The 20,076-nt window shown below is 72.3% G+C and carries 17 protein-coding genes; 15 read left to right on the forward strand and 2 right to left on the reverse strand.

From position 1 onward, the window contains the following. Positions 1-3: 3 nt before the first annotated feature. On the reverse strand, positions 4-1,281 hold the full coding sequence (locus tag FH610_RS33005; protein WP_139579149.1) for a serine hydrolase domain-containing protein: 1,278 nt from the start codon (positions 1,279-1,281) through the stop codon (positions 4-6). Between the two features lie 715 nt (positions 1,282-1,996). Between FH610_RS33005 and FH610_RS33010 the strand changes: the two genes are divergently transcribed. Then, on the forward strand, positions 1,997-3,655 hold the full coding sequence (locus FH610_RS33010) for a TIGR03767 family metallophosphoesterase (RefSeq protein WP_139579150.1): 1,659 nt from the start codon (positions 1,997-1,999) through the stop codon (positions 3,653-3,655). Positions 3,656-3,770: 115 nt separating this feature from the next. Here FH610_RS33010 and FH610_RS33015 read toward each other — a convergent pair whose 3' ends face one another. Next, positions 3,771-5,969, reverse strand: coding sequence for a glycoside hydrolase family 3 protein (locus tag FH610_RS33015; RefSeq protein ID WP_139579151.1), 2,199 nt, complete (start codon positions 5,967-5,969; stop codon positions 3,771-3,773). A gap of 110 nt (positions 5,970-6,079) precedes the next feature. Here FH610_RS33015 and FH610_RS33020 point away from each other — a divergent pair, with 110 nt between their 5' ends. The 14 genes from FH610_RS33020 (at position 6,080) to FH610_RS33080 (ending at position 20,034) form a co-directional block, all read left to right on the forward strand. Next, complete coding sequence (locus FH610_RS33020) at positions 6,080-6,655, forward strand: TetR/AcrR family transcriptional regulator (protein ID WP_139579152.1); 576 nt, start codon at positions 6,080-6,082, stop codon at positions 6,653-6,655. 130 nt (positions 6,656-6,785) lie between these two features. After that, entirely contained in the window at positions 6,786-7,535 is a 750-nt protein-coding gene (locus tag FH610_RS33025) for a GntR family transcriptional regulator (protein ID WP_139579153.1), read from the forward strand. Then, complete coding sequence (locus FH610_RS33030; protein WP_079312946.1) at positions 7,519-7,746, forward strand: indolepyruvate ferredoxin oxidoreductase subunit alpha; 228 nt, start codon at positions 7,519-7,521, stop codon at positions 7,744-7,746. Before FH610_RS33025 ends, FH610_RS33030 begins: the two co-directional genes overlap by 17 nt. A gap of 12 nt (positions 7,747-7,758) precedes the next feature. Next, the gene (locus FH610_RS33035) at positions 7,759-9,171 is read left to right on the forward strand and encodes an ABC transporter substrate-binding protein (protein WP_139579154.1); all 1,413 of its coding nucleotides are present in this window, start codon (positions 7,759-7,761) and stop codon (positions 9,169-9,171) included. Next, entirely contained in the window at positions 9,168-10,055 is an 888-nt protein-coding gene (locus tag FH610_RS33040; RefSeq protein ID WP_139579155.1) for an ABC transporter permease, read from the forward strand. The genes FH610_RS33035 and FH610_RS33040 overlap by 4 nt, the downstream gene beginning before the upstream one ends. Further along, the gene (locus FH610_RS33045) at positions 10,052-10,813 is read left to right on the forward strand and encodes an ABC transporter ATP-binding protein (protein WP_139579156.1); all 762 of its coding nucleotides are present in this window, start codon (positions 10,052-10,054) and stop codon (positions 10,811-10,813) included. Before FH610_RS33040 ends, FH610_RS33045 begins: the two co-directional genes overlap by 4 nt. Further along, complete coding sequence (locus FH610_RS33050) at positions 10,814-13,666, forward strand: fumarate reductase/succinate dehydrogenase flavoprotein subunit (RefSeq protein ID WP_139579157.1); 2,853 nt, start codon at positions 10,814-10,816, stop codon at positions 13,664-13,666. Beyond that, on the forward strand, positions 13,663-13,839 hold the full coding sequence (locus FH610_RS43030; protein ID WP_161628138.1) for a hypothetical protein: 177 nt from the start codon (positions 13,663-13,665) through the stop codon (positions 13,837-13,839). Before FH610_RS33050 ends, FH610_RS43030 begins: the two co-directional genes overlap by 4 nt. 79 nt (positions 13,840-13,918) lie before the next feature. Next, complete coding sequence (locus FH610_RS33055) at positions 13,919-15,235, forward strand: lanthionine synthetase LanC family protein (RefSeq protein ID WP_139579158.1); 1,317 nt, start codon at positions 13,919-13,921, stop codon at positions 15,233-15,235. A gap of 21 nt (positions 15,236-15,256) precedes the next feature. Continuing rightward, positions 15,257-16,393 carry a sulfite oxidase gene (locus tag FH610_RS33060; RefSeq protein ID WP_139579159.1) on the forward strand — a complete coding sequence of 379 codons (1,137 nt, stop codon included), beginning with the start codon at positions 15,257-15,259 and terminating at the stop codon, positions 16,391-16,393. A gap of 337 nt (positions 16,394-16,730) precedes the next feature. After that, positions 16,731-17,264 (forward strand): flavin reductase family protein, encoded by a 534-nt coding sequence (locus tag FH610_RS33065; RefSeq protein ID WP_139579160.1) that lies wholly within the window; start codon positions 16,731-16,733, stop codon positions 17,262-17,264. Between the two features lie 115 nt (positions 17,265-17,379). Then, positions 17,380-17,904 (forward strand): NADPH-dependent FMN reductase, encoded by a 525-nt coding sequence (locus FH610_RS33070; RefSeq protein ID WP_139579161.1) that lies wholly within the window; start codon positions 17,380-17,382, stop codon positions 17,902-17,904. Further along, positions 17,904-18,884, forward strand: coding sequence for a glutathione S-transferase C-terminal domain-containing protein (locus FH610_RS33075; RefSeq protein WP_139579162.1), 981 nt, complete (start codon positions 17,904-17,906; stop codon positions 18,882-18,884). The genes FH610_RS33070 and FH610_RS33075 overlap by 1 nt, the downstream gene beginning before the upstream one ends. Positions 18,885-18,972: 88 nt before the next feature. Further along, positions 18,973-20,034 carry an AAA family ATPase gene (locus FH610_RS33080; RefSeq protein ID WP_139579163.1) on the forward strand — a complete coding sequence of 354 codons (1,062 nt, stop codon included), beginning with the start codon at positions 18,973-18,975 and terminating at the stop codon, positions 20,032-20,034. The last annotated feature ends 42 nt before the right edge of the window (positions 20,035-20,076 follow it).

Below are 20,076 nucleotides of genomic sequence, written 5' to 3' on the forward strand. Positions count from 1 at the left end.
GGGTCACAGGCCGTAGGACGGGAACAGGTTCGTCGACGGCCAGGAGTCGGAGCGGACGCTGTCCGCCGCCTGGTGCATCAGGTTGTCGATCTCGTTGTCGTACCCCAGGCCCGAGGGGTCGTCGCGCTGGTCGAACAGCACCACCCAGCTCAGGCCGTCCCACCGCCGGACCATGAGCGTGGTGGTACCGGCGATCGACCCGCTGTGCCAGGTGCTGCGGCTGCCGTTGACGGGGCGGACCGACCAGCCCATGCCGTACCACGAGGGGTCGGTGAGGTTGTAGTTGGAGGGCGGGGCGAACATCGCGTCGAGGCTCGGCTGGGTGAGCAGGCCGGGAGCGTCGAAGATCGTGGTGAACTTCGCCATGTCGACGGCCGTGGAGAGCCATGCGCCGTGCGCGGCCATGTTCTCGAGGTTGAACGCCCCGTACGGCGCCGGCACCCAGGCCCCGGAGCCGTCCAGCACGGTCGTCCCGCCGTACTGGGAGTAGTAGGGAACCTCCGAGGACCGCCGCAGGCTCTGCGCCGTGCGGCCCTGCACCATCCGGGTGATCTTCATCGGGGAGAGCACGGACTGCTGGACATAGGTCGCGTACGAGAGACCGGTGACCTTCTCGATGACCTTGCCGAGCAGCATGTAGCCGTAGTTCGAGTACCAGAAGGTCGACCCGGGGTCGAAGTCCAGCCTGCGCGTCGTCGAGACGTACTGCATGATATTCGCCTGCGTCACGGGCAGCGGCACGCGGAGCGCGTCCCTGATGTCGAAGTCCGAGAACATCGGGTCGGGCAGGTAGTCGGGCGCGTCCTGACTATAAACTCCCCAGCCGCCCAGGTGCTGGAGCAGGTTGAGCACGGTGACGTTACCGAGCCGGGGGTCGAGGGCCGTGCTGAGCCCCAGCATCGGCGCCACCGTGGCCGACAGGCTGAGCCTGCCGTCCTGGACGAGCTTCATGATCGCGGTGGCGGTGACCGGCTTGCTGAGGCTGGCCAGGCGGAACAGCGACGTCGGCTGGGCCTGGAACGTGTCCGTCGTCCAGTTGTATCCCCGCGCCAGCACCAGCTTGCCCTGCCGGAGCACGGCCAGCGATCCGTACGGGATGTTGCGCGCCTTCATGTAGCTCTCGAGCGTGTCGTCGAAGGGCTTCAGCGACGACGAACTCTGGCCGGTGACCGTCCAGACGCGATCCGCGGCGGCCGCCGGCCGTGCGGACAGTGCGGGCAGTGCGGCGACTCCCGCCGCGGCGCCCGCGAGCAGGCGCAGAGAGTCCCTGCGGGTCAGCATGGATTGATCCCCCGTTCAATAGCTGACAAACGAGGATGATCATAGGCTCCGTAGATCGATTCTTACAATGATGTTCACGAATATTTCGGACAGACGGTTGAGTCGCCGGGGCGTCAGGACGACCGGTGCACGGCGGCGAGGCCGGAGACCACGCGGACGACTATTGCGACCGCCGGAAGGTGGCTCGGTAGTTCGCGGGGGAGGTGCCGACGTGGCGGTGGAAGGCCGCCCGGAAGGCCACGGGGCTGCCCAGACCGCTGAGGTGGGCGACCTGTTCGACGAGAGTAACCACCCTGTCGGGCTGGGGCGCAAGCGGCCATCTCTGCCTGTCCAGCCCTCCCGGACCCGGACCGTGGATACTCGACGGCGGCTGTGGTCGCCGCGCCCGGGGCTGGTCGCCGAAGCACAGAGGCCACGTCGCGCGGCGAATCACATCCTGATCACAGGTGAGGGGTAGGCCGGGCCGATGACGCGCGCGTCGCGGGCCGACCGGCCGGCCGGGCCGCGGCGGCCTCACGGACTCGAGACCGAGCTCTTCTGAACGGTGGGAAAGCGGCAGGCTTCCGGCCCGCTGCCCCCAGGTGTCCGTATCACCTACGGCTATTTCTAGGCCATATATGGCTGGACAGCGTTTCAGCCGTGTTAGGCCGGGAGTCATTCCCGCTGTCAAACATTCCCAGTGGACGTTCGCCTCGACGCCACCACTGGGAGCATCATGGATCCCGCCCTCAGCCGCCGCGCCTTCCTGCTCGCCTCCGGGATGACAGCCTCGGGCGTCGCGCTGGAGATCGCACTTTCCTCCACCCCGGCCGCCTCCTCGGCCGTGACGCCCTCGACCACGACGCCCATGACGACGGTTCACACCGTCGCCGGACCGCGCGGCACCGGCGGATACCGCAGGCTGTCCGACGGCCCCGGCTGGCGACGGGTGACACGCACCGAACTGGCCGAGGCCAAGAAGGGCAGGGCCGAACGCCGCACGGCGCTGGCCTGCTTCGTCCAGTTCACCGACCTGCACATCACCGACGTGCAGAACCCGCAGCGCTATGAGTTCCTGCGCGCCGGCGACATGGGCTCCTGGCGCCCGCAGGAGGCGTTGACCGCCGTCGGCGCCGTCTCATTGATCGAACAGGTCAACACCCTGCGGCACGGCCCGGCCACCCGGGCGCCGATCGGCTTCGTCATGACCACCGGTGACAACACCGACAACAACTCCCGGATCGAGCTGGAGTGGTTCCTCACCGCCATGACCGGCGGCCGCTTCACCCCCAACACCGGCGACCCCGGCGCGTACGAGGGCGTGCAGAGCTCCGGCCTGGGCCTCTACTGGCAGCCCGATTCCGGCATGCGCGACGTCGACAAGCGAGTAGGGTTCCCCCGCCTGGACGGCTTCCTGGAGGCGGCCATCCGCGAGGTGAGCAGCCCCGGCCTGGCCGTACCGTGGTATTCCACCATCGGCAATCACGACCAGCTCTTCGGCGGCGCCTATTCCGCGGCCGGCGGTTTCTTCACCGACCTGGCCACCGGCTCGCGCAAGCTGTTCGCCCTGCCAGCCTCCGAGGCCGGCGCCGTCTACCGGGCACTGCGCCGGGGCGACCCCACCGGTGCCGGCTTCCGTGCCGCGTGGAAGCGCTACAAGGGCAAGGCCCGCACGGTCACCGCCGACGAGCGCCGCGCCCCTTTGAGCCCGCACGCCTACATCGCCGCTCACCTCGACCCGGCGTACACCGGCTCGGGACCCGTCGGCCACGGTTACACCCGGGACAATCTCGACAGCGGCCGGCTGGACTACTCCTTCCGGATCGCCGACGGGGTCATCGGCGTCAGCCTGGACACCACCGACCGCGGCGGCGACTACCGCGGATCGGTCGGCACCCGGCAGCTGGCCTGGCTGGAGAGGACCCTGAAGACCCACGCCGACGACACCGCGCTGATCTTCAGTCATCACCCGAGCTGGGCCATGACCAACCTCGCCCCCAATCCGGCCCGCCCGCACGAGAAGCGCCACGGCGGGCAGGAGTTGCTGGCAGTGCTGAGGAAGCACGGCAACGTGGCCGCGTGGATCAACGGTCACTCCCACCTCAACAAAATCGTCCCTCAGGGCGGCTTCTGGGAGATCTCCACCGCCTCCCACGTCGACTACCCGCAGCTGGCGAGGGTCGTCGAGCTGGCAGACAATCACGATGGGACGCTGTCCCTGTTCACCACGCTGGTGGAGTCGGCCGCGCCGCACCGCACCGACTTCACCGATCTGTCCCAAAGCGGCCTGGCCGCGCTCTACCGGGAGCTCTCGTTCAACTCCCCGGGCATGCGGAGCGGGCTGGCGGGCCTGCCCGGTGACCGCAACACCGAGCTTCTGTTGAAGAGGCGCTGACGGGGTGCCTGCGGGCACCCGCTGCCGCGGAGGTGCCAGAGCGGTCGCCCTCGGCCGTACCGGAAATCGTCGTATCTCGTTGCGCCGTCGATTGCGACGGTGCTGACCATCGCCGTCACAGTGTGACGGTCGACACGACGGCGTCGGGGTCGCCGGCGTAGGACGCCGCTTCGATCAGGGCCGTCGAGGAGGCGGGGACGAACCCGGTGGGCGTCCACCTCTGCAGGGGCCGGGTCGAGGCGGGCACGGTGACCCGGGCCGACGCTCCGGCCGGGAGGTCGACGGTGGCGAAGCCGAGCAGGACCCGGGTGGGGAAGTCGTCCGCGGCCGCGTCGATGCCGGTGGGCCGTCCGTAGAGCTGCACGACGTGGCGGCCCGCACGTGAGCCGGTGTTGGTCACGGTCACGACGCCCGTGAAGGAGTCGCCGTCGGGAACGCTGACGGTGAGGTCGGCGAGGGCGAAGCCGGTGTAGGACAGCCCGAACCCGAGCGGGAAGGCCGGCGCGTGGCCGTCCCGGTCCAGCAGCCGCTGGCCGAACCACTTGTCGTAGGTGATGGCGGTGGCGTCACGGTCGAAGTGCGGCAGGTGCTCCTCGGCGGCCGGGATCGAGTACGGCAGCCGTCCGGCGGCGTCGACGTCGCCGAGCAGCACGTCGGCCAGGGCGCGGCCCCCCTCAGAGCCGGAGTACCAGGAGACCAGCACGGCGGGTACGGCGTCGCGCCACTCCTCGGTGATGACGGCCCCGGCGGTGACGATCACCACGACGGTGCGGGGGTTGGCGGCCGCCACGGCCCGGATGATGTCGGCGTCGACGGGCCGCAGCCGCAGACTCGCGCGGTCGCCGCCGGCGCTTCCCCCGCTGATGGAGTCCACCGCGCCGGGCTCGGCCAGGAAGGCCGCGAACGACTGCCCGGCGGGGTCGTCGCCGGGGGGTGGGAACAGCGCCAGCAGGCCGGGATCGGTCAGCACGTCCCCGCCGACCCACTCGCCCTCGTCCGCGGCGGTGTAGCCGGCGACGACGACGGCGACGTCGGCCTGTCCGGCCGCCGCGGCGGCAGCGGCCGGATCGTCGTCCGCGACATGGGTGATCCGGGTCCGCGGGAGCGCCTCGGCCAGACCCCGCAGCGCGGTGATCACCTCCGGCGCGCGCACGTCGGAGGAGCCGTTGTCCCCGGTGTTGGCCACGTCCGCCAGGCGCCCGATGACCGCCAGGGAGGTGACGGCGTCCCGATGCAGGGGGAGCAGGGGCGCGTCACCGACCGGCTCGTTCTTGAGCAGCACCATGCCGCGGGCGGCGACCTCGCGCGCCAGCGCGCGGTGCTCGGGGCCGAACACCACGTCGAGCGGGGGCTCGGGCTCTGTGAGGGCGGCGTAGTGGCGCAGCTGGGTGCGCAGGACGCGGCGGGCCGCCCGGTCGACGTCGTCCCAGCTCGCCCGGCTCGCCTCCAGGTCGGCGGGCAGGTGCTCGGCGCGCTGCTGGCGGAAGGGCTCCTCCACGTCCAGCCCGGCGCGCAGCGAGGCGGCGGCGTCGCGCAGGCCCCAGATGAAGTCGGAGACGGTGACGCCTTCGAAGCCCCACATCTCGCGGAGCACGCCTTCCATCAGGTGCTCGTTCTGCCCGGCCCACTCGCCGTTGACGGAGTTGTAGGCGGTCATGACGCCCGACACGCCCTCTTCCACGATCCGGCGGAAGTGCGCCAGGTAGACCTCGTGCAGGGCCGCGTCGTCGGCGGTGACGTCGACTTTGAAGCGGGCGTTCTCCATGCTGTTGAGCGCGAAGTGCTTGACGACGGCCATGGCGTTGCGCTGCACCCCCCGGGTCAGCGCCGCGCCGAACTCGCCGAGCAGGATCGGGTCCTCGCCGTACGTCTCCTGGGCACGCCCCCAGGCGGGGTGGCGGGGCAGGTTGACGCACACGCCGCCGAAGAAGTTGGCGCCCTGGGCGCGAAGCTCGAGCCCGACAGCCGTGCCGACGCGCTCCTCGAGTGCCACGTCCCAGGTGGCGCCGCGGGCCATGGAGACCGGAAACGCGGTCGACTGTCCCATCACCACGCCGCGCGGGCCGTCGGAGAACAACAGGCCGGGGATGCCCAGCCGTTCGACGCGGCCCATCGGGATGGGGGTGAGGTTGTACCCCTCGGTCATCATCTCGGCCATGCCCCGCCAGAACGGCAGGTCTCCGTCCAGCAGCCACAGGCGTTCTTCCCGGGTCAGCTCCGACAGCAATTCGTCGACCGCCTCGTCCAGGGGCCGTCCGGCACGCACCTCGGCGACGGCGGCGGAGAAGGGAGTGGGAGAAGAGGGCGTCGACATGCGCACACAACTCTCTGAACAGGCGCGACAGCGCTATCTACCAAACGGTAGATAACCTAGGCTGGTATCGTGATCGAAATCAACCCCCGCCTCCGAGGAGCCAGGACGGCATGACCCCCTCGCAGGGACGGCGCCGGCTGCCGCTCGCCGAACGCCGCGAGGAGATCCTCAAGGCGGCCACCGAGCTGATCGCCGCCTCCGGATTCAAGGGCGTCACTCTCGAGGCGTTCGCGGCGGCGTGCGGCATGACCAAGGCGGGGTTGCTGCATCACTTCCGCTCCCGGGAGGAACTGCTCATCGCGGTCCTCGAACGCCGGGACACGCTCGACCTCGCAAGCGTGGTCGACGCGCTGGAACCGGCGCCCGACGCGGCCACTGCCCGTGCCGTCATGTCGGGATTCGTCCGCCGCAACCTCGCGCAGCGCTCGCTCGTGCAGCTCTACACGGTGCTGTCGGCCGAGGCGCTGGACCCCGCGCACCCCGCTCACGCCTACTTCCAGGCACGGCTCCGCGAGGGTCGCGCCATGCTGCAGCGCTACCTGCTGGCCTGGCATCCCCGGCCCGGTGAGGCCGCCGTGGACCTGCTCGCCTTCCTCGACGGCCTGCAGCTCAACTGGCTGCGTGACGCCGGCATCGATTTCCTCGCCCAGTGGGAGGCCTTCGCCGACCGGTTCTTCGCCGCCTGACCTTCCCGGGGTGGCGGTTGTCGGCCGTATCGGCATGAAGTCGCAGGTGGATCGCGTTTCGCGATCTCCCGGAGTGGCGTAATCGCGCCGTTATCCAGGTATTCCTACCTGGAAGGTAGTCTTTGGCCTCATGGAGTTGGCGGACGCGAGACGGCGCCGGGCGGACAGGGCCCGCCAGGTCGCCGACCTGCTGCGGCGGGAGGTCGTGCACGGCGGTTTCGGCGATGGTCACCTGCCGCTGGAGTCCGCCCTCGCCCGGGAGTTCGGGACCTCCCGCAACACGATCAGGGAGGCCCTGGACCTGCTGCGTGACGAGGGCCTCATCGAGCGGTGCCCGGGAGTGGGCACCACGGTGGCCGCGGAGAAGTATCCGCACGGCCTGCACCGGCTGCTCGGCCTCGCCGAGACCCTCCGGGAGCACGGCGAGGTCACCAACGAGGTCCGCGCGATGGGGCTGATCCCGCCTCCGGCCGCCGTCCGGGGACGGCTCGGCCTGCCGCACGGCGAGTCCGTCGTCTACGTGGAGCGGCTGCGCAGGCTCAACGGGCTGCCGCTCTCGCTCGACCTGACCTACCTCGTCCGCGAGGTGGGGGAGCCGCTCTTCGACGCCGATCTCGTCCACAACGACGTGTTCGTGCTGCTGGAACGGGTCGCCGGCCAGCCGCTCGGCGTGGCGGAGCTGACGATCGAGGCCGTGAACGCCGACGCCCACACCGCGGCCGTCCTCGACGCGCCGCGCGGTGCGGCGCTGCTGATGGTCGAGCGCCTCACTCACCTGTCCGACGGCCGCCCGGTCGACCTGGAGTTCGTCAGGTTCCGCGGCGACCGCCTCACCATGCGTGGCCATCTCTGGAGGAACACCGATGACCCTGGTCAATAGCCGCGTCGACGTGCCCGTCACGATCGACGAGTCGTTGTGCATCGAGGGCTGCACGCTGTGCGTGGACGTGTGCCCGCTCGACTCGCTGGCCATCCACGAGGTCAGCGGCAAGGCCTATATGCACGTGGACGAGTGCTGGTACTGCGGCCCCTGTGCCGACCGGTGCCCCGCGGACGCGGTCACGGTGAACATCCCCTACCTGCTCCGATAGAAGGACACCCCCATGCGTAAGCTCATCGCCGCCGTGGCGCTGCTGGCCGCGGCCGGGTGCTCCGTGTCCGCCGGCGCCGACGACGGCAGGCAGACGGTCGTCGTCGGATACCAGTCGAAGACCATCAACACGGTGACGGCCGGGACGCTGCTGCGCGGCCTCGGCTACCTCGAAAAACGCCTCGGCGACAGATACCGGGTCGAGTGGCAGGACTACGACACCGGCGCCCCGATAACCGCCAAGATGGTGGCCGGGAAGATCGACATCGGGTCGATGGGCGACTACCCGCTCCTCATCAACGCCTCCCGCACCCAGGGCGTGCCCTCCGCGCGGACCGAGCTCGTCTCGGTGACCGGCTACAACCTGCGCGGCGGGCTGAACGCGGTCGTCGTGCCCCCGTCGTCGGACGTGGAGACGCTGGCCGACCTGAAGGGGAAGAAGGTCTCGGCCAGCTCGGGCTCGGCCGGGCACGGCACGCTCGTCCAGGCCCTGGAGCGGGCCGGGCTCGACCCCGCGACGGACGTGGAGGTCGTGAACCAGCAGCCGCCGGTGGGCGCGTCCGCGCTGCAGTCGGGGAACGTGCAGGGATACGCCCAGTTCGTGGCCTGGCCGGGACTGCTCGTCTTCAAGAACCAGGCCAGGCTCGTCTACGACGGCTCGGCGCTCGGCGTGCCGACGTTCCACGGCGTCGTCGTCCGGCAGGCGTACGCGAAGGAGCACCCCGACGTGCTCCAGGCGTTCCTCCAGGCGCAGATCGACGCGACGAACTACCTCCACGAGCATCCCCTGGAGGCGGCCGAGGCGGTCGCCGAGGCCACCGGCCTGCCGCCCGAGGTGGTCTACCTCTACAACGGCCGCGACGGCATCGCCTCGTTCGACGTGACCGTGAAGCCGCAACTGCTGGCCGCCCTGCGGCACGACGAGAAGTACCTGAAGATCATCGGCACCGACTTCACCGACGTCGACGTGACGAAGTTCGCGAACGACTCCTCCATCAGGAAGGCGTACGGCGCCTCCTACGACGCCGGCACCGCGAGCACCGTCAACGCGGCGCGGATCACCGGGACCGACGAGGCCTGCGGGACCGCCGTGCGCGACCCCGCGAAGGCGGGCGAGCTGTGGCTCGCCGGGGAGGACCGGCTCCGCCCCGCGGCCACCCCCACCTGCCTGCTGCGCCAGATCGCCGCCGCCACCTCGGCCGGCGGGACCGTACGGGCCGCCTACGTGCCCGACGCGGCCACCGGCACGCACTGGTTCGCGGACAAGTCGGTCTGGGTGCGCGACCCCTCGGCGGACGAGAACGAGCGGTTCGCGCCCTTCACCACCCGGGACGGCGCGCAGGCGTACGTGAAGGAGCACCCCCGGGCGCGGATCGTCGGATACGACGAGGCGCTGAAGGCCGCGGCGGGAGGTGCCTCGCGATGAGCACTCCGGCGCTGGACGCGACGCTCGGCCCCGCTGCCCCCGCCGTCGCAGGCGCGGACGCCGTCACGGCGACGGGCCGGACGAGAACGGCGGACGGCCTGCGCAGGTGGGCGGTCAGATCGGCCTCCCTGGCGGCCGTCGTCGCGGTGTGGCAGTGGCTGACGACCGCGGACGCCCGGGTCGGACTGCGGTTCGACCGGCTGCCCTCGCCCGCCGAGGTCGCGGCGGAGTTCGGCCGGCAGCTCGGCACCCGGATCTACTACCTCGACCTGGCCCAGAGCATGATCCGCATCCTCACCGGGTTCGCGCTGGCGGCCGTGGCCGGCATCGCCCTGGGCGTCCTGGTCGCGCGGTCCCGCTGGGCCGGCGACGTGCTGCTGCCGCCCGTCGAGGTCGTCCGGCCGATCCCGGCCATCGCCCTCGTCCCGATCGCGATCCTGGTGTTCCCCACCGACGAGCAGGGCATCGTGTTCATCACGTTCGCCGCGGCCTTCTTCCCGATAATGGTGAGCACGCGGCACGCCGTGCGGGCGCTGCCGACGCTGTGGGAGGACGCGGTCCGCACGATGGGCGGCGGACGCGCGCACGTGCTGTGGAACGTCGTCCTCCCGGGCACGCTGCCGGGCGTCTTCGGCGGGCTGTCCGTCGGCATGGGCGTCGCCTGGATCTGCGTGATCTCCGCCGAGATGATCTCCGGGGAGTTCGGCGTCGGCTACCGCACCTGGCACGCCTACACGGTCGTCGACTATCCGGCGGTGCTCGTCGGCATGGCGTCGATCGGCGTGCTCGGCTGGGTCGCCTCGGCCACGATCGAACTGCTCGGCCGGCGCCTGACCCGGTGGCTTCCCCGTGTCGACGAGGGTGTGGAAGGCGGCGCCCGATGACCGCGCCCGCGGTGGACGCCGCACGGGCGGACGCCGGGCTCGCCATCCGGCTGGAGGGCGTGTCCCTCGGTTACGGGCGGCACGCCGTGCTGGAGGACCTGCGCCTCGACATCGCTCCCGGCGAGGTCCTGGTGATTGTCGGTCCGTCCGGGTCGGGCAAGTCCACGGTCCTGCGGGCGATCGCGGGACTGCTGGCGCCGCGCGCCGGGCGGGTCCTGGCCGAGGGCGTGCCGGTCACCGGGCCCTCGACCGACCGCGCGATGGTCTTCCAGGACGACGCGCTGCTGCCCTGGCGCACGGTCCTGCGCAACGTCGAGCTGCCGCTGCGCATCCGCGGCGTGCCGAGACGGGAGCGCAGGACGGCCGCCGAGAGCTGGATCGCCCGCGTCGGCCTCGCCGGTTGCGAGGACCGGCTGCCCCGGGAGCTGTCCGGCGGCATGCGGCAGCGGGTGCAGCTCGCCAGGTCCCTGGCGGGCGCGCCGCGTGCCGTGCTCATGGACGAGCCCTTCGGCGCGCTGGACGCGCAGACCCGGGCCGGGATGCAGCGCCTGCTGCTGGACGTGCTCCGCGACACCCTCGCCACGGTCGTCTTCGTCACCCACGACGTGGACGAGGCGCTGCTGCTCGCCGACCGGGTCGTCGTGCTCGGGCATCGCGGCGGACACGGCGGCATCGGACGCGTCCTGCGCGTGCCGGACCCGCGCACCCCCGACATCGACCGCGCCGGGCTGCGCGCCCGCATCATCGAGGAGCTCTGAATGGACATCCCTGCCCCGGCGGACCGCACGCATCTGGAATGCCAGGTCCTGGTGGTCGGCGGCGGCACCGCCGGGACCATGGCCGCGATCACCGCCGCCGAGCGCGGCGCCGACGTGATCCTGCTGGAGAAGGCGCACGTACGGCACAGCGGCGCGCTGGCGATGGGCATGGACGGCGTGAACAACGCGGTCATCCCCGGCAAGGCCACCCCCGAGGACTACGTCGCCGAGATCACCAGGGCCAACGACGGGGTGGTCAACCAGCGCACCGTCTACCAGACGGCCACGCGCGGCTACGACATGGTCCGTCGGCTGGAGCGCTACGGCGTGAAGTTCGAGAAGAACGAGCACGGTGAGTACGCGGTGCGCCGGGTCCACCGCTCGGGCAGCTACGTCCTGCCCATGCCGGAGGGCAAGGACGTCAAGAAGGTGCTCTATCGCGTGCTGCGCCGCCGCGACATCCGCGAGAGGGTGCGCATCGAGAACCGGGTGATGCCGGTCCGCGTGCTGACCAGCGAGGGCCGGGCCGTCGGCGTCGCCGGGTTCGACACCCGCTCGGGCGGGTTCGTCACGGTCTCCGCCGGAGCCGTGATCCTCGCGACCGGTGCGTGCGGGCGTCTGGGCCTGCCCGCGAGCGGCTACCTCTACGGCACGTACGAGAACCCGACCAACGCCGGCGACGGGTACGCGATGGCCTACCACGCGGGCGCGGAGCTCAGCGGCATCGAGTGCTTCCAGATCAACCCGCTGATCAAGGACTACAACGGCCCGGCCTGCGCGTACGTCGCCAACCCGTTCGGCGGCTACCAGGTCAACGCCGAGGGGGAGCGGTTCGTCGACTGCGACTACTGGTCGGGCCAGATGATGGCCGAGGTGGCCGGGGAGATCGCCTCGGCCCGCGGTCCGATCTACCTCAAGGTCAGCCACCTGCCGGACGAGACGCTCACCGCGCTCGAGAACATCCTGCACACCACCGAACGCCCCACCCGGGGCACCTTCCACGCGGGACGCGGGCACGACTACCGCACCCACGACGTCGAGATGCACATCTCGGAGATCGGCCTGTGCGGCGGCCACTCGGCGTCGGGCGTCTGGGTGGACGAGAACGGCGCCACCACGGTCCCCGGCCTGTACGCCGCGGGCGACCTGGCCTGCGTGCCGCACAACTACATGATCGGGGCGTTCGTGTTCGGCGACCTCGCGGGCGCCCACGCCGCCGAGCACCATCGCACGCCGGACGGCCTGCCGGAGGACCAGATCGCCGACGCGCACGAGCTGATCTACCGCCCGCTGCGCAACCCCGACGGCCCCCCGCAGCAACAGGTCGAATACAAGCTGCGGCGGTTCGTCAACGACTACGTCGCCCCGCCGAAGACCGCCAGGAAGCTGGACATCGCGCTGGAGACGTTCGAGCGGATGCGCGACGAGATCGCGACCATGGGCGCGAGGACCCCGCACGAGCTGATGCGCTGCGCCGAGGTGACGTTCATCAGGGACTGCGCCGAGATGGCCGCCAGGTCCTCACTGCTCCGCACCGAGAGCAGGTGGGGCCTCTACCACGATCGCGCCGACCTGCCTCGCCGGGACGACGACGAGTGGCTCTACCACCTCAACCTGCGCAAGAACGCCGCCGGGGCGATGGAGTTCGTCAAGCGCCCGGTCGAGCCCTACCTCGTGCCCGTCGAGGGCTTCGCCCCCCGCCCGGCCGAGCCCGTCCCGCTCGGCGCGTACGGCACGGCGGGCCCCGCGCGGCGCAGGGCGGGCGGGCGGCTTGCGGTGGAGGCGATCGGGCGCTCGCCCCGCATCCTCGAACTCCTGCGGCTCGCCGACGCCGAGCCGGCGCTGGACCAGATCACCCCCTACCTGGCGGAGGCCGACCCCAAGGTCCGCAGGGCGGCCGTCGCGACGCTGACGGAGACCGCGCCCAGGGGCGTGGAGACCGCGCTGACCCGGGCCCTCGCCGACCCGCACGGCACGGTGCGGCGCGCGGCCGCCACCGGCCTGCGCGAGCTCGTCGAGGTGCTGCCCGCGACCGCCGAGTTCGGCGCCTCGCTCCGCGCCGTCGCCGGTTACACGGAAGCGGGCCAGGGTGGAGTGGGCCAGGGTGGAGTGGGCCAGGGTGGAGTGGGCCAGGGTGGAGTGGGCCAGGGTGGAGTGGGCCAGGGTGCAGCGGGCCAGGGTGGCGTGGGGGACCCCGTCGTCCGCGCGGCCGTCCTGGACGTCCTGCGGGCGCTGCACCTGGGTGACGCCGCGTTGTTCGAGGCGGCGCTCGCCGACGCCGACACCCGGGTGCGGATCGAGGCGGTCAGGGGCCTGGTCGCGCTCGACGACGCGGAGCGGGTGGCGCTCGCCGCCGGCGACCGGGACCGCGAGGTACGCGTCTGGGCGGCCAGAGGGCTCGGCGTCATCGGCCTGCCGGGCGGCGCCCCCGCCGTCGCGCGGCTCGCCGCCGACCCCGACCCGCTCGTCCGGGCGGCGGCCCTGGAGGCGTTCTCCGGGCTCGGCCAGGCTCTCCACCGGGAGCCGGGCTTCGCGGAGACGGCCGTACGGGGCCTGGCGGATCAGGCCTGGCAGGTGAGGGTGGGCGCGGCGCGGGGACTGGCCGCCGCCGGCCCGGCCCTCGCGGTGGAACCGCTGGTGGCGGCGCTGGCCGACCCGCACCTCGACGTGCGCAAGGCCGCGGTCCTCTCGCTGTCCGGGTGGGCGGCGCGGCCGGAGGTCGCCGCGGCCCTGCACGTCGCTCTCGGCGACTCCGACGCTGACGTCCGGGCCTACGCCCGCAGGGCGCTGGACGCCGCACGAGCCGAGTCGGCCGAAGGTTCGAGCGCGGTCCCGGCGGGGGCCCGGGGATGAGCGCGCCCGGCCGTCTTCCGTCCGGCGCCTCGTCGTTCGCCGCGGGCGAGCCAGGCACGCCCCCGGCTCCCTTCCCCGGGGACACCCACTGGTACGACCTGCCGGACGACGACGCGGCGCCGGAGGAGGACGAGGGCGGCGTGTTCGGCTGGTTGAGCCGGTGGCTCAGGTGACGGTGAACCCGCTGAACAGGACTGAAAGGCTCGGGCGAATAGTTGCTATTACCTACCGGATTTGTGGGATAGTGCATCCATGGGCCCGGACCCGTTCCGCTCATCCGGTGAGCGCGCAGAGACCCCGCTGACGGCCGCCATCATGGCGGGACGGTGGATACGTACGGCCGCCGTCGACGACGAGAGCGGCAGACGATGGCGGGCCAACCCCGACCCGCACGGCCGGTCGGCGACGCCCGGCGAGCCCGCGTCCCTTCATTCTGGGGCGGCGGGGATCGTGCTGTTCTTCCTGGAGCTCGCCGCCGGCACCGGCCATGAGGCGTACCTGGAGGACGCCCGCGCCGGCGCCCGCCACCTCGCGGCGACCTGGCGGCGGCAGGCCGACGTGTCGCTCCACCACGGCCTCGCCGGTGTCGTCCTCGCGCTGACCGAGGCCGGCTGGGCGCTCGGCGAGGAGCGTTTCGAGGGCGCTGCGCTCGCGGCGGCCGACAGGATCGTCAGGAGCGCCCGCGCGTTCGACGACGGCGGCATCGGCTGGTCGGGAGATGTCACGCTGCGCGGTGACGGCGGCGTCGTCCTGGGGCTGCTGCGCGCCGCCGCGGCGCTCGGGGTGCCGGCCTACGAGGAGATGGCCGTCGAGGCGGGACGGCGCATCGCGCGGCTGACCGCCCCCCGCGAGCGGCCCGCGGCGTGCCCCGCCCTGTCCGCGGAGGCGGCCCCGCCCGGCTTCCTGGCCGGGACGGCCGGGACGGCCTTCCTCCTCGCCCGGCTGTACGGCGCGACGGGCGAGGAGGCGTTCCTCGACGCGGCACGCCGCGGCGCGGGCCTCGTCCGGGCCGCCGGCGTCCTGACGGGGGAGAGCGCGACGGTCGGCGACCACCTGGGCTACTGCTCGGGCTCCGCCGGGATCGCGCGCATGTTCTACGAGCTGTATCGGGTGAGCGGCGACGGCGGCGACCTGGAGTGGGTGAGGCGGCTCGCCAGGGGTGTCAGGGAGTCGGGCGCGCCCTTCCGGCAGACCGCGGGGCTGTGGAACGTCGCCTGCCAATGCTGCGGCACCGCCGGGCTGATCGAGCTGTACGTGGGGTTGTGGGCGGCGACGGGGGAGCAGGAGCACCTGGAGTTCGCCCGCAGGCTCGCCGACCACCTGATCGGCCGGGCGACCGGCTACGACGGCAGGGGATACCGCTGGTATCAGGCATACCGGCGGCACCGCCCCGGAGAGGTGTCGGCCGACACCGGCTACCTGACCGGCGCGGCGGGGATCGGGGCGGCCCTGCTGCATTTGGACGCGGCGGGACAGGCGGACCGGCCGCGCCGCGTGATCCTGCTGCCCGACAACCCCTTCCCGCCCATTCCCATGCCGGCCGTCGCCCTGCGGAGGCCGGCCGGCTGACAGCGGCAGGTGAGGAGGCACATGACTGCCATGAAGGACGGCCTTGGAGCACGGTGTGCGGCACCGGAAACGGAAACCCCGCCCGGCATCCGCAAGCCGCTGCCGCCCCGCCTGTTCGCCGTGCACGGCACGAACGCGGAGACCCGCTGGGAGGCGCTGCGGGGCGAGGACTACCTGACGCCGGACGGCCTCTTCTTCGTCCGCAACCACACGGCGACACCGCTGATCGACGCGGCCGCCTGGCGGCTCACGCTGTGGGGCGACGCCCTGCGCGGCGGGCCGGTCGCGCTCACCTATCGTGACCTCCTCGGCATGCCGGCCGAGACCGTGACCGCGTTCATCGAGTGCGCGGGCAACGGGCGCCGCCTGTACGGCGAGCAGCAGAACCAGGAGGTGTCGGGCACCCCCTGGCGGCTGGGCGCGGTGGGGGTGGCGCGCTGGCGGGGCGTGCGCCTCGCGACGCTCCTGGAGAGGGCGGGGATGAGCGACAGGGCCGTCGTGCTGATGCCGCGCGGGCTCGACGCCGACTACGTCGAGGCGGGGGAGAACCTGGGGAGGGTGCGGCGCCCGCTTCCCGTGGCCAAGGCGCTGGACGACGTGCTGGTGGCCTACGAGATGAACGGGCGGCCGCTGCCGCCCGACCACGGCCACCCGGCGCGTCTGGTGGTGCCGGGATGGGTGGGCGCCGCCTCGATCAAGTGGCTGGGGGACATCGAGGTGTCGGCGGAGCCGCTGGAGTCGCCGTGGAGCACACGGCTGTACCGGATGCACGGCCCCGGCCATCCGCCCGGGGGCGGCCCGCCGCTGACGCGGGTGGGGGTGAAGAGCGCCTTCGAACTGCCCTGGCCGGCCCGTCTCGAGGCGGGGCGCGAGCACCTGCTGCACGGCCGCTCCTGGTCCGGCAACGGACAGGTGGTCCGGGTCGACGTCAGCGACGACGAGGGCGTGTCCTGGCGGCCCGCGCGCCTGCACGGCGAACGCCACCCGCGCGGCTGGGTCCGCTGGACCTTCCCCTGGACCCCGCGCGAGGCGGGGAACCTCCGGCTGCTCGTCCGGGCCGCCGACGAGACGGGCGCCGTTCAGCCCGGCCGTGCGGCCTGCAACGCCCTCGGCTACGGCTTCGACGCGGTGGTGCGCCATCCCGTCGTCGTCACCTGACCCAGTTGGATTTTCCTGTAAAGCTAGTAGGAAATATTGACTTTCTCGGCCGGTGATCGTACGTTCGGTGGTATGAGCCAGGGCGTTCGTCTGACCCGGCGTTCGAGCGTGGACTACGGCCACGTCGCCAGCGCGCAGTGTCGTTGATTGTGAATCTTCCGTCGTCTTCGTGCCGATGAGGGGCCGGCCGCGGCACGCGGCCGCCCTCCTCGCGAGCCGTGCGTGACCGCGTCATGCCCGGTCCCGCCTCCATCCGAATCCCTGATCCCGCGTGTCGTGGTGCCTGCGGCGGGCGGGATCGACCTTGTGAGCAGCTGCGACCTTCCGGAGGTTTGCCATGACGGAGACTCTGCTCGGCCCCGGCCTCGACGCCGACGACTACAAGCGCGCGCTGGACGCCGACGGCTACAAGCGTGCCCTCGCGGTGCACGCGGCGGGGGTCGTCGTGATCACCGCGCGGAGCGGGGGAGTGCCGGTGGGGTTGACCGCGACCTCGTTCTCCTCGGTCAGCCTGGACCCGCCCCTCGTCTCCTTCTACGTGGACCGGTCGTCCACCACCTGGCCGTCGTTGCGCGCGGCGGACCACTTCGCCGTCAACGTCCTGGCCAGCGACCAGGCCGATCTCGCCGCCCGGTTCGCCCGCAAGGGCACCGACCGCTTCGCCGAGCCCACCCGGTGGCGTCCGGGCCCGCTCGGAGCGCCCCTGCTCGAGGACGTCTCCGCGCACCTGATCTGCCTGCCCTACGAGCGGGTCGGCGTGGGCGACCACGTCCTCGTCGTGGGGCTGGTCACCCAGGCCGAGGTGCGCGGGCCGGGGCGTCCGCTGCTTTACCACCAGGGCCGCTTCGGCCGGTTCATCGCCCACCCGTGATCCCGCTTCCGCTTCGCACGATTACCCGTTCCGATCTGGAGGACCGTCTGTTGACCACTCGTACGCTCTTCGACACGGACACAGGACACGCCGCGCGGCACGAGGCGGTGGCCTCGTGAGCTCTCTCGTGGTGCTGGTCGGCAATCCGCGCGGCGGTTCCCGGACCCACCTCGCGGCCGTGGCGGCGGCCGAGGCGGTGGGGCGCCGCATCGGGTACGAGGCGCCGCCCGAGGTCGTGGACCTGTCCGGGATCGGGCCGCACCTGTTCACCCCCGGGCCTTCGCCGACCGTGGAGGTGGCGCTGGAACTGGTCGCCGGAGCGCAGGTGCTCCTGGTGGCCAGCCCTACTTACAAGGCCACCTACACCGGCCTGCTCAAGGCGTTCCTCGACCGCCTCCCCGGCGGCGCGCTGGCCGGAACGGTGGCCCTGCCGCTGCTGGTCATGGGCTCCCCCCGGCACGCGCTGGCCGTCGAGCTGCACCTGCGCCCCGTGCTGGTCGAACTGGGCGCCCTCGTGCCCACCCCCGGCCTGGCGCTGCTCGAGGCCGAGATCCCCGACCTCGACCGCATCCTCGCCGACTGGACGGATCGCGTCGCCGCCCAGGTGGCCGCGGCGCTGGAGAGGAGGGCGACCGCCTGATGACCACGCACGCTCCCGCGTACGCGAGCCCCGCCGACGTCGCGGCCTTCGGCCCGTACGGGCCGGGCAGGACCGACCGGCCTGGACCCCTCTATCCGTTCCGGGGCCGGATCACCGCCGGCGGTTCCGGCGGCCACCCCGCCGAGCCCGGCCGCTACCACCTGTACGTCTCGTACGTGTGCCCGTGGGCGCAGCGGGTGGCCGTCGTGCGCGACCTGGCCGGGCTGAAGGACGTCGTCTCGCTGTCGTACGTCGACGACGAGCGCGACGCGCGCGGCTGGGCGTTCCGCGAGCGGCGCGGTCCCGACCCGGTCAACGGCTTCACGCTCCTCGCCGAGGCGTACGACGCCACCGAGCCCGGCTACCCCGGCCACATCTCGGTGCCGGTGCTGTGGGACCGGCGGACGAACCGGATCGTGAGCAACGACTACCCCGACATCCCGGTCGACCTCGGCACCCGGTTCAGTCAGTGGGCCGACTCGGGCGCGGACCTCTATCCGGAGGACCTGCGCGACGAGATCGAGGCCCTGGACGAGGAGATCGCCCGTGACCTCGGCCAGGGCGTGCACCTGGTGGCCAGGGCCGCCACGCAGGAGGAGTACGAGCGGCGGCGCGGCGAAGTGCTCGCCGCACTGGATCGCCTCGACGCCCGCCTGGCCGACCGGCGGTACCTGTTCGGGGACCGCCTCACCGAGTCCGACGTGCAGCTCTGGGTGGTCCTGGTCAGGTACGACCTGCTGCACAACCCGCTCGCCGGGATCGGCGAACGGCCGCTGACCGACTATCCCCACCTCTGGCCGTACGCACGCGACCTCTACCGGCTCCCGGCGTTCCGGGAGACGACCGACTTCGCCGCCTTCCGGCTCACCGCCCGGCCCGCCTACCTGGGCGACGGGCCGGTGCGGATCGCGGTCGAGCCCCGGGAGGCCGACTGGGACGAGCCGCACGGGCGCGGGGCGCTGACCGGACGGCACCGGTGACCACGCGGGCCTGCCGCCACTGCCGGCGTCGCGCCGGCGGGTCTTAATGAGGTGCGGCGGATAGGCGGGCTTTGCGAATCTTGAAGGCATGCAGGCGACCCTGACCGTGACTCCCGCGCAGCTTCCGGAGGTGCTGCTGCACGTCGCCGTCGTGCGCCCGGTGTTCCTGTGGGGTGCGCCGGGCATCGGCAAGAGCTCGCTCGTCCGCTCGTTCGCCGACTCCCTCGGCCTCGAGTGCGTGACTCTCCTCGGCACGCAACTGGCTCCGGAGGACCTCATCGGCGTCCCGCAGATCGTCGGGGACCGCAGCCGGTTCGCCCCGCCGGAGACGATCGCGAGGCAGGAGCCCTACTGCCTGTTCCTGGACGAGCTCAACGCCTCCTCCCCGGAGGTCCAGAAGGCGTTCTACTCGCTGATCCTCGAACGGCGCATCGGCACGTACGAGCTGCCGGCGGGGTCGGTGGTGATCGGCGCGGGAAACCGGGCGACCGACAACGCGCTCGCAAGGCCCATGCCGTCCGCGCTGGTCAACCGCATGATCCATGTCCACCTCCGGGCCTCGGCCGACGACTGGCTGAGCTGGGCGGCCACGAGCGGCATCCACCCCTGGATCGTCGACTACCTCGTCCAGCGCCCCGACCACCTGTGGAGCGCGCCGCCCAAGACGGAGGAGCCGTTCTCCACGCCGCGCGGCTGGCACATGCTGTCCGACGCCATGCACTCCTACGGTGAGCGGCTGGACGACGAGACCCTGGGACTGCTGGCCTACGGCACGCTGTCCGCCGCGCACGCCTCGGCCTTCCGGGCGTACGTGAAGACGGTGCGGCACGCGTACGACCTCGACGCCGTGATCAAGGGGGACGCGGGGTGGCCGCGCCGGCCCGAGGACCGCGACCTGCTGTACTTCCTGTCCGAGACCTTCCGGGCCCGGCTGGTCAAGGAGCTGCCGCAGTCGAAGGAGCACGCCTCGCCCGCCGGCCGGCAGCTCGCCTTCCGGGCCAAGAACCTGCTCGTCGAGCTGGCGGGGGTCTCGCTCGAATGCGCGCAGCTCGTCATCGCGGCGGGCGACGACGGTGCGCCGGTGCTGCCGTCGTGGTTCCTGGTCGAGGTCGGCCGCGACCTGCCGCGCCTGGCCGCGGCCCGCGGCTGACGTGGCCGGGCGCTGAGATGGCCCGGAGCTGAGGTGGTGAGG

The organism is Microbispora catharanthi (assembly GCF_006334915.2).
Classification (GTDB): Bacteria; Actinomycetota; Actinomycetes; order Streptosporangiales; family Streptosporangiaceae; genus Microbispora; species Microbispora catharanthi.

Bases quoted from the DNA above. Each gene is read 5' to 3' on its own strand.
- FH610_RS33010 (WP_139579150.1), top strand. From the start codon at position 1,997: ATGGATCCCGCCCTCAGCCGCCGCGCCTTCCTGCTCGCCTCCGGGATG.
- FH610_RS33035 (WP_139579154.1), top strand. From the start codon at position 7,759: ATGCGTAAGCTCATCGCCGCCGTGGCGCTGCTGGCCGCGGCCGGGTGC.
- FH610_RS43030 (WP_161628138.1), top strand. From the start codon at position 13,663: ATGAGCGCGCCCGGCCGTCTTCCGTCCGGCGCCTCGTCGTTCGCCGCG.
- FH610_RS33080 (WP_139579163.1), top strand. From the start codon at position 18,973: ATGCAGGCGACCCTGACCGTGACTCCCGCGCAGCTTCCGGAGGTGCTG.
- FH610_RS33065 (WP_139579160.1), top strand. From the start codon at position 16,731: ATGACGGAGACTCTGCTCGGCCCCGGCCTCGACGCCGACGACTACAAG.
- FH610_RS33045 (WP_139579156.1), top strand. From the start codon at position 10,052: ATGACCGCGCCCGCGGTGGACGCCGCACGGGCGGACGCCGGGCTCGCC.
- FH610_RS33005 (WP_139579149.1), bottom strand. From the start codon at position 1,281: ATGCTGACCCGCAGGGACTCTCTGCGCCTGCTCGCGGGCGCCGCGGCG.
- FH610_RS33020 (WP_139579152.1), top strand. From the start codon at position 6,080: ATGACCCCCTCGCAGGGACGGCGCCGGCTGCCGCTCGCCGAACGCCGC.
- FH610_RS33030 (WP_079312946.1), top strand. From the start codon at position 7,519: ATGACCCTGGTCAATAGCCGCGTCGACGTGCCCGTCACGATCGACGAG.
- FH610_RS33025 (WP_139579153.1), top strand. From the start codon at position 6,786: ATGGAGTTGGCGGACGCGAGACGGCGCCGGGCGGACAGGGCCCGCCAG.
- FH610_RS33050 (WP_139579157.1), top strand. From the start codon at position 10,814: ATGGACATCCCTGCCCCGGCGGACCGCACGCATCTGGAATGCCAGGTC.
- FH610_RS33075 (WP_139579162.1), top strand. From the start codon at position 17,904: ATGACCACGCACGCTCCCGCGTACGCGAGCCCCGCCGACGTCGCGGCC.
- FH610_RS33055 (WP_139579158.1), top strand. From the start codon at position 13,919: ATGGGCCCGGACCCGTTCCGCTCATCCGGTGAGCGCGCAGAGACCCCG.
- FH610_RS33060 (WP_139579159.1), top strand. From the start codon at position 15,257: ATGACTGCCATGAAGGACGGCCTTGGAGCACGGTGTGCGGCACCGGAA.
- FH610_RS33015 (WP_139579151.1), bottom strand. From the start codon at position 5,969: ATGTCGACGCCCTCTTCTCCCACTCCCTTCTCCGCCGCCGTCGCCGAG.
- FH610_RS33040 (WP_139579155.1), top strand. From the start codon at position 9,168: ATGAGCACTCCGGCGCTGGACGCGACGCTCGGCCCCGCTGCCCCCGCC.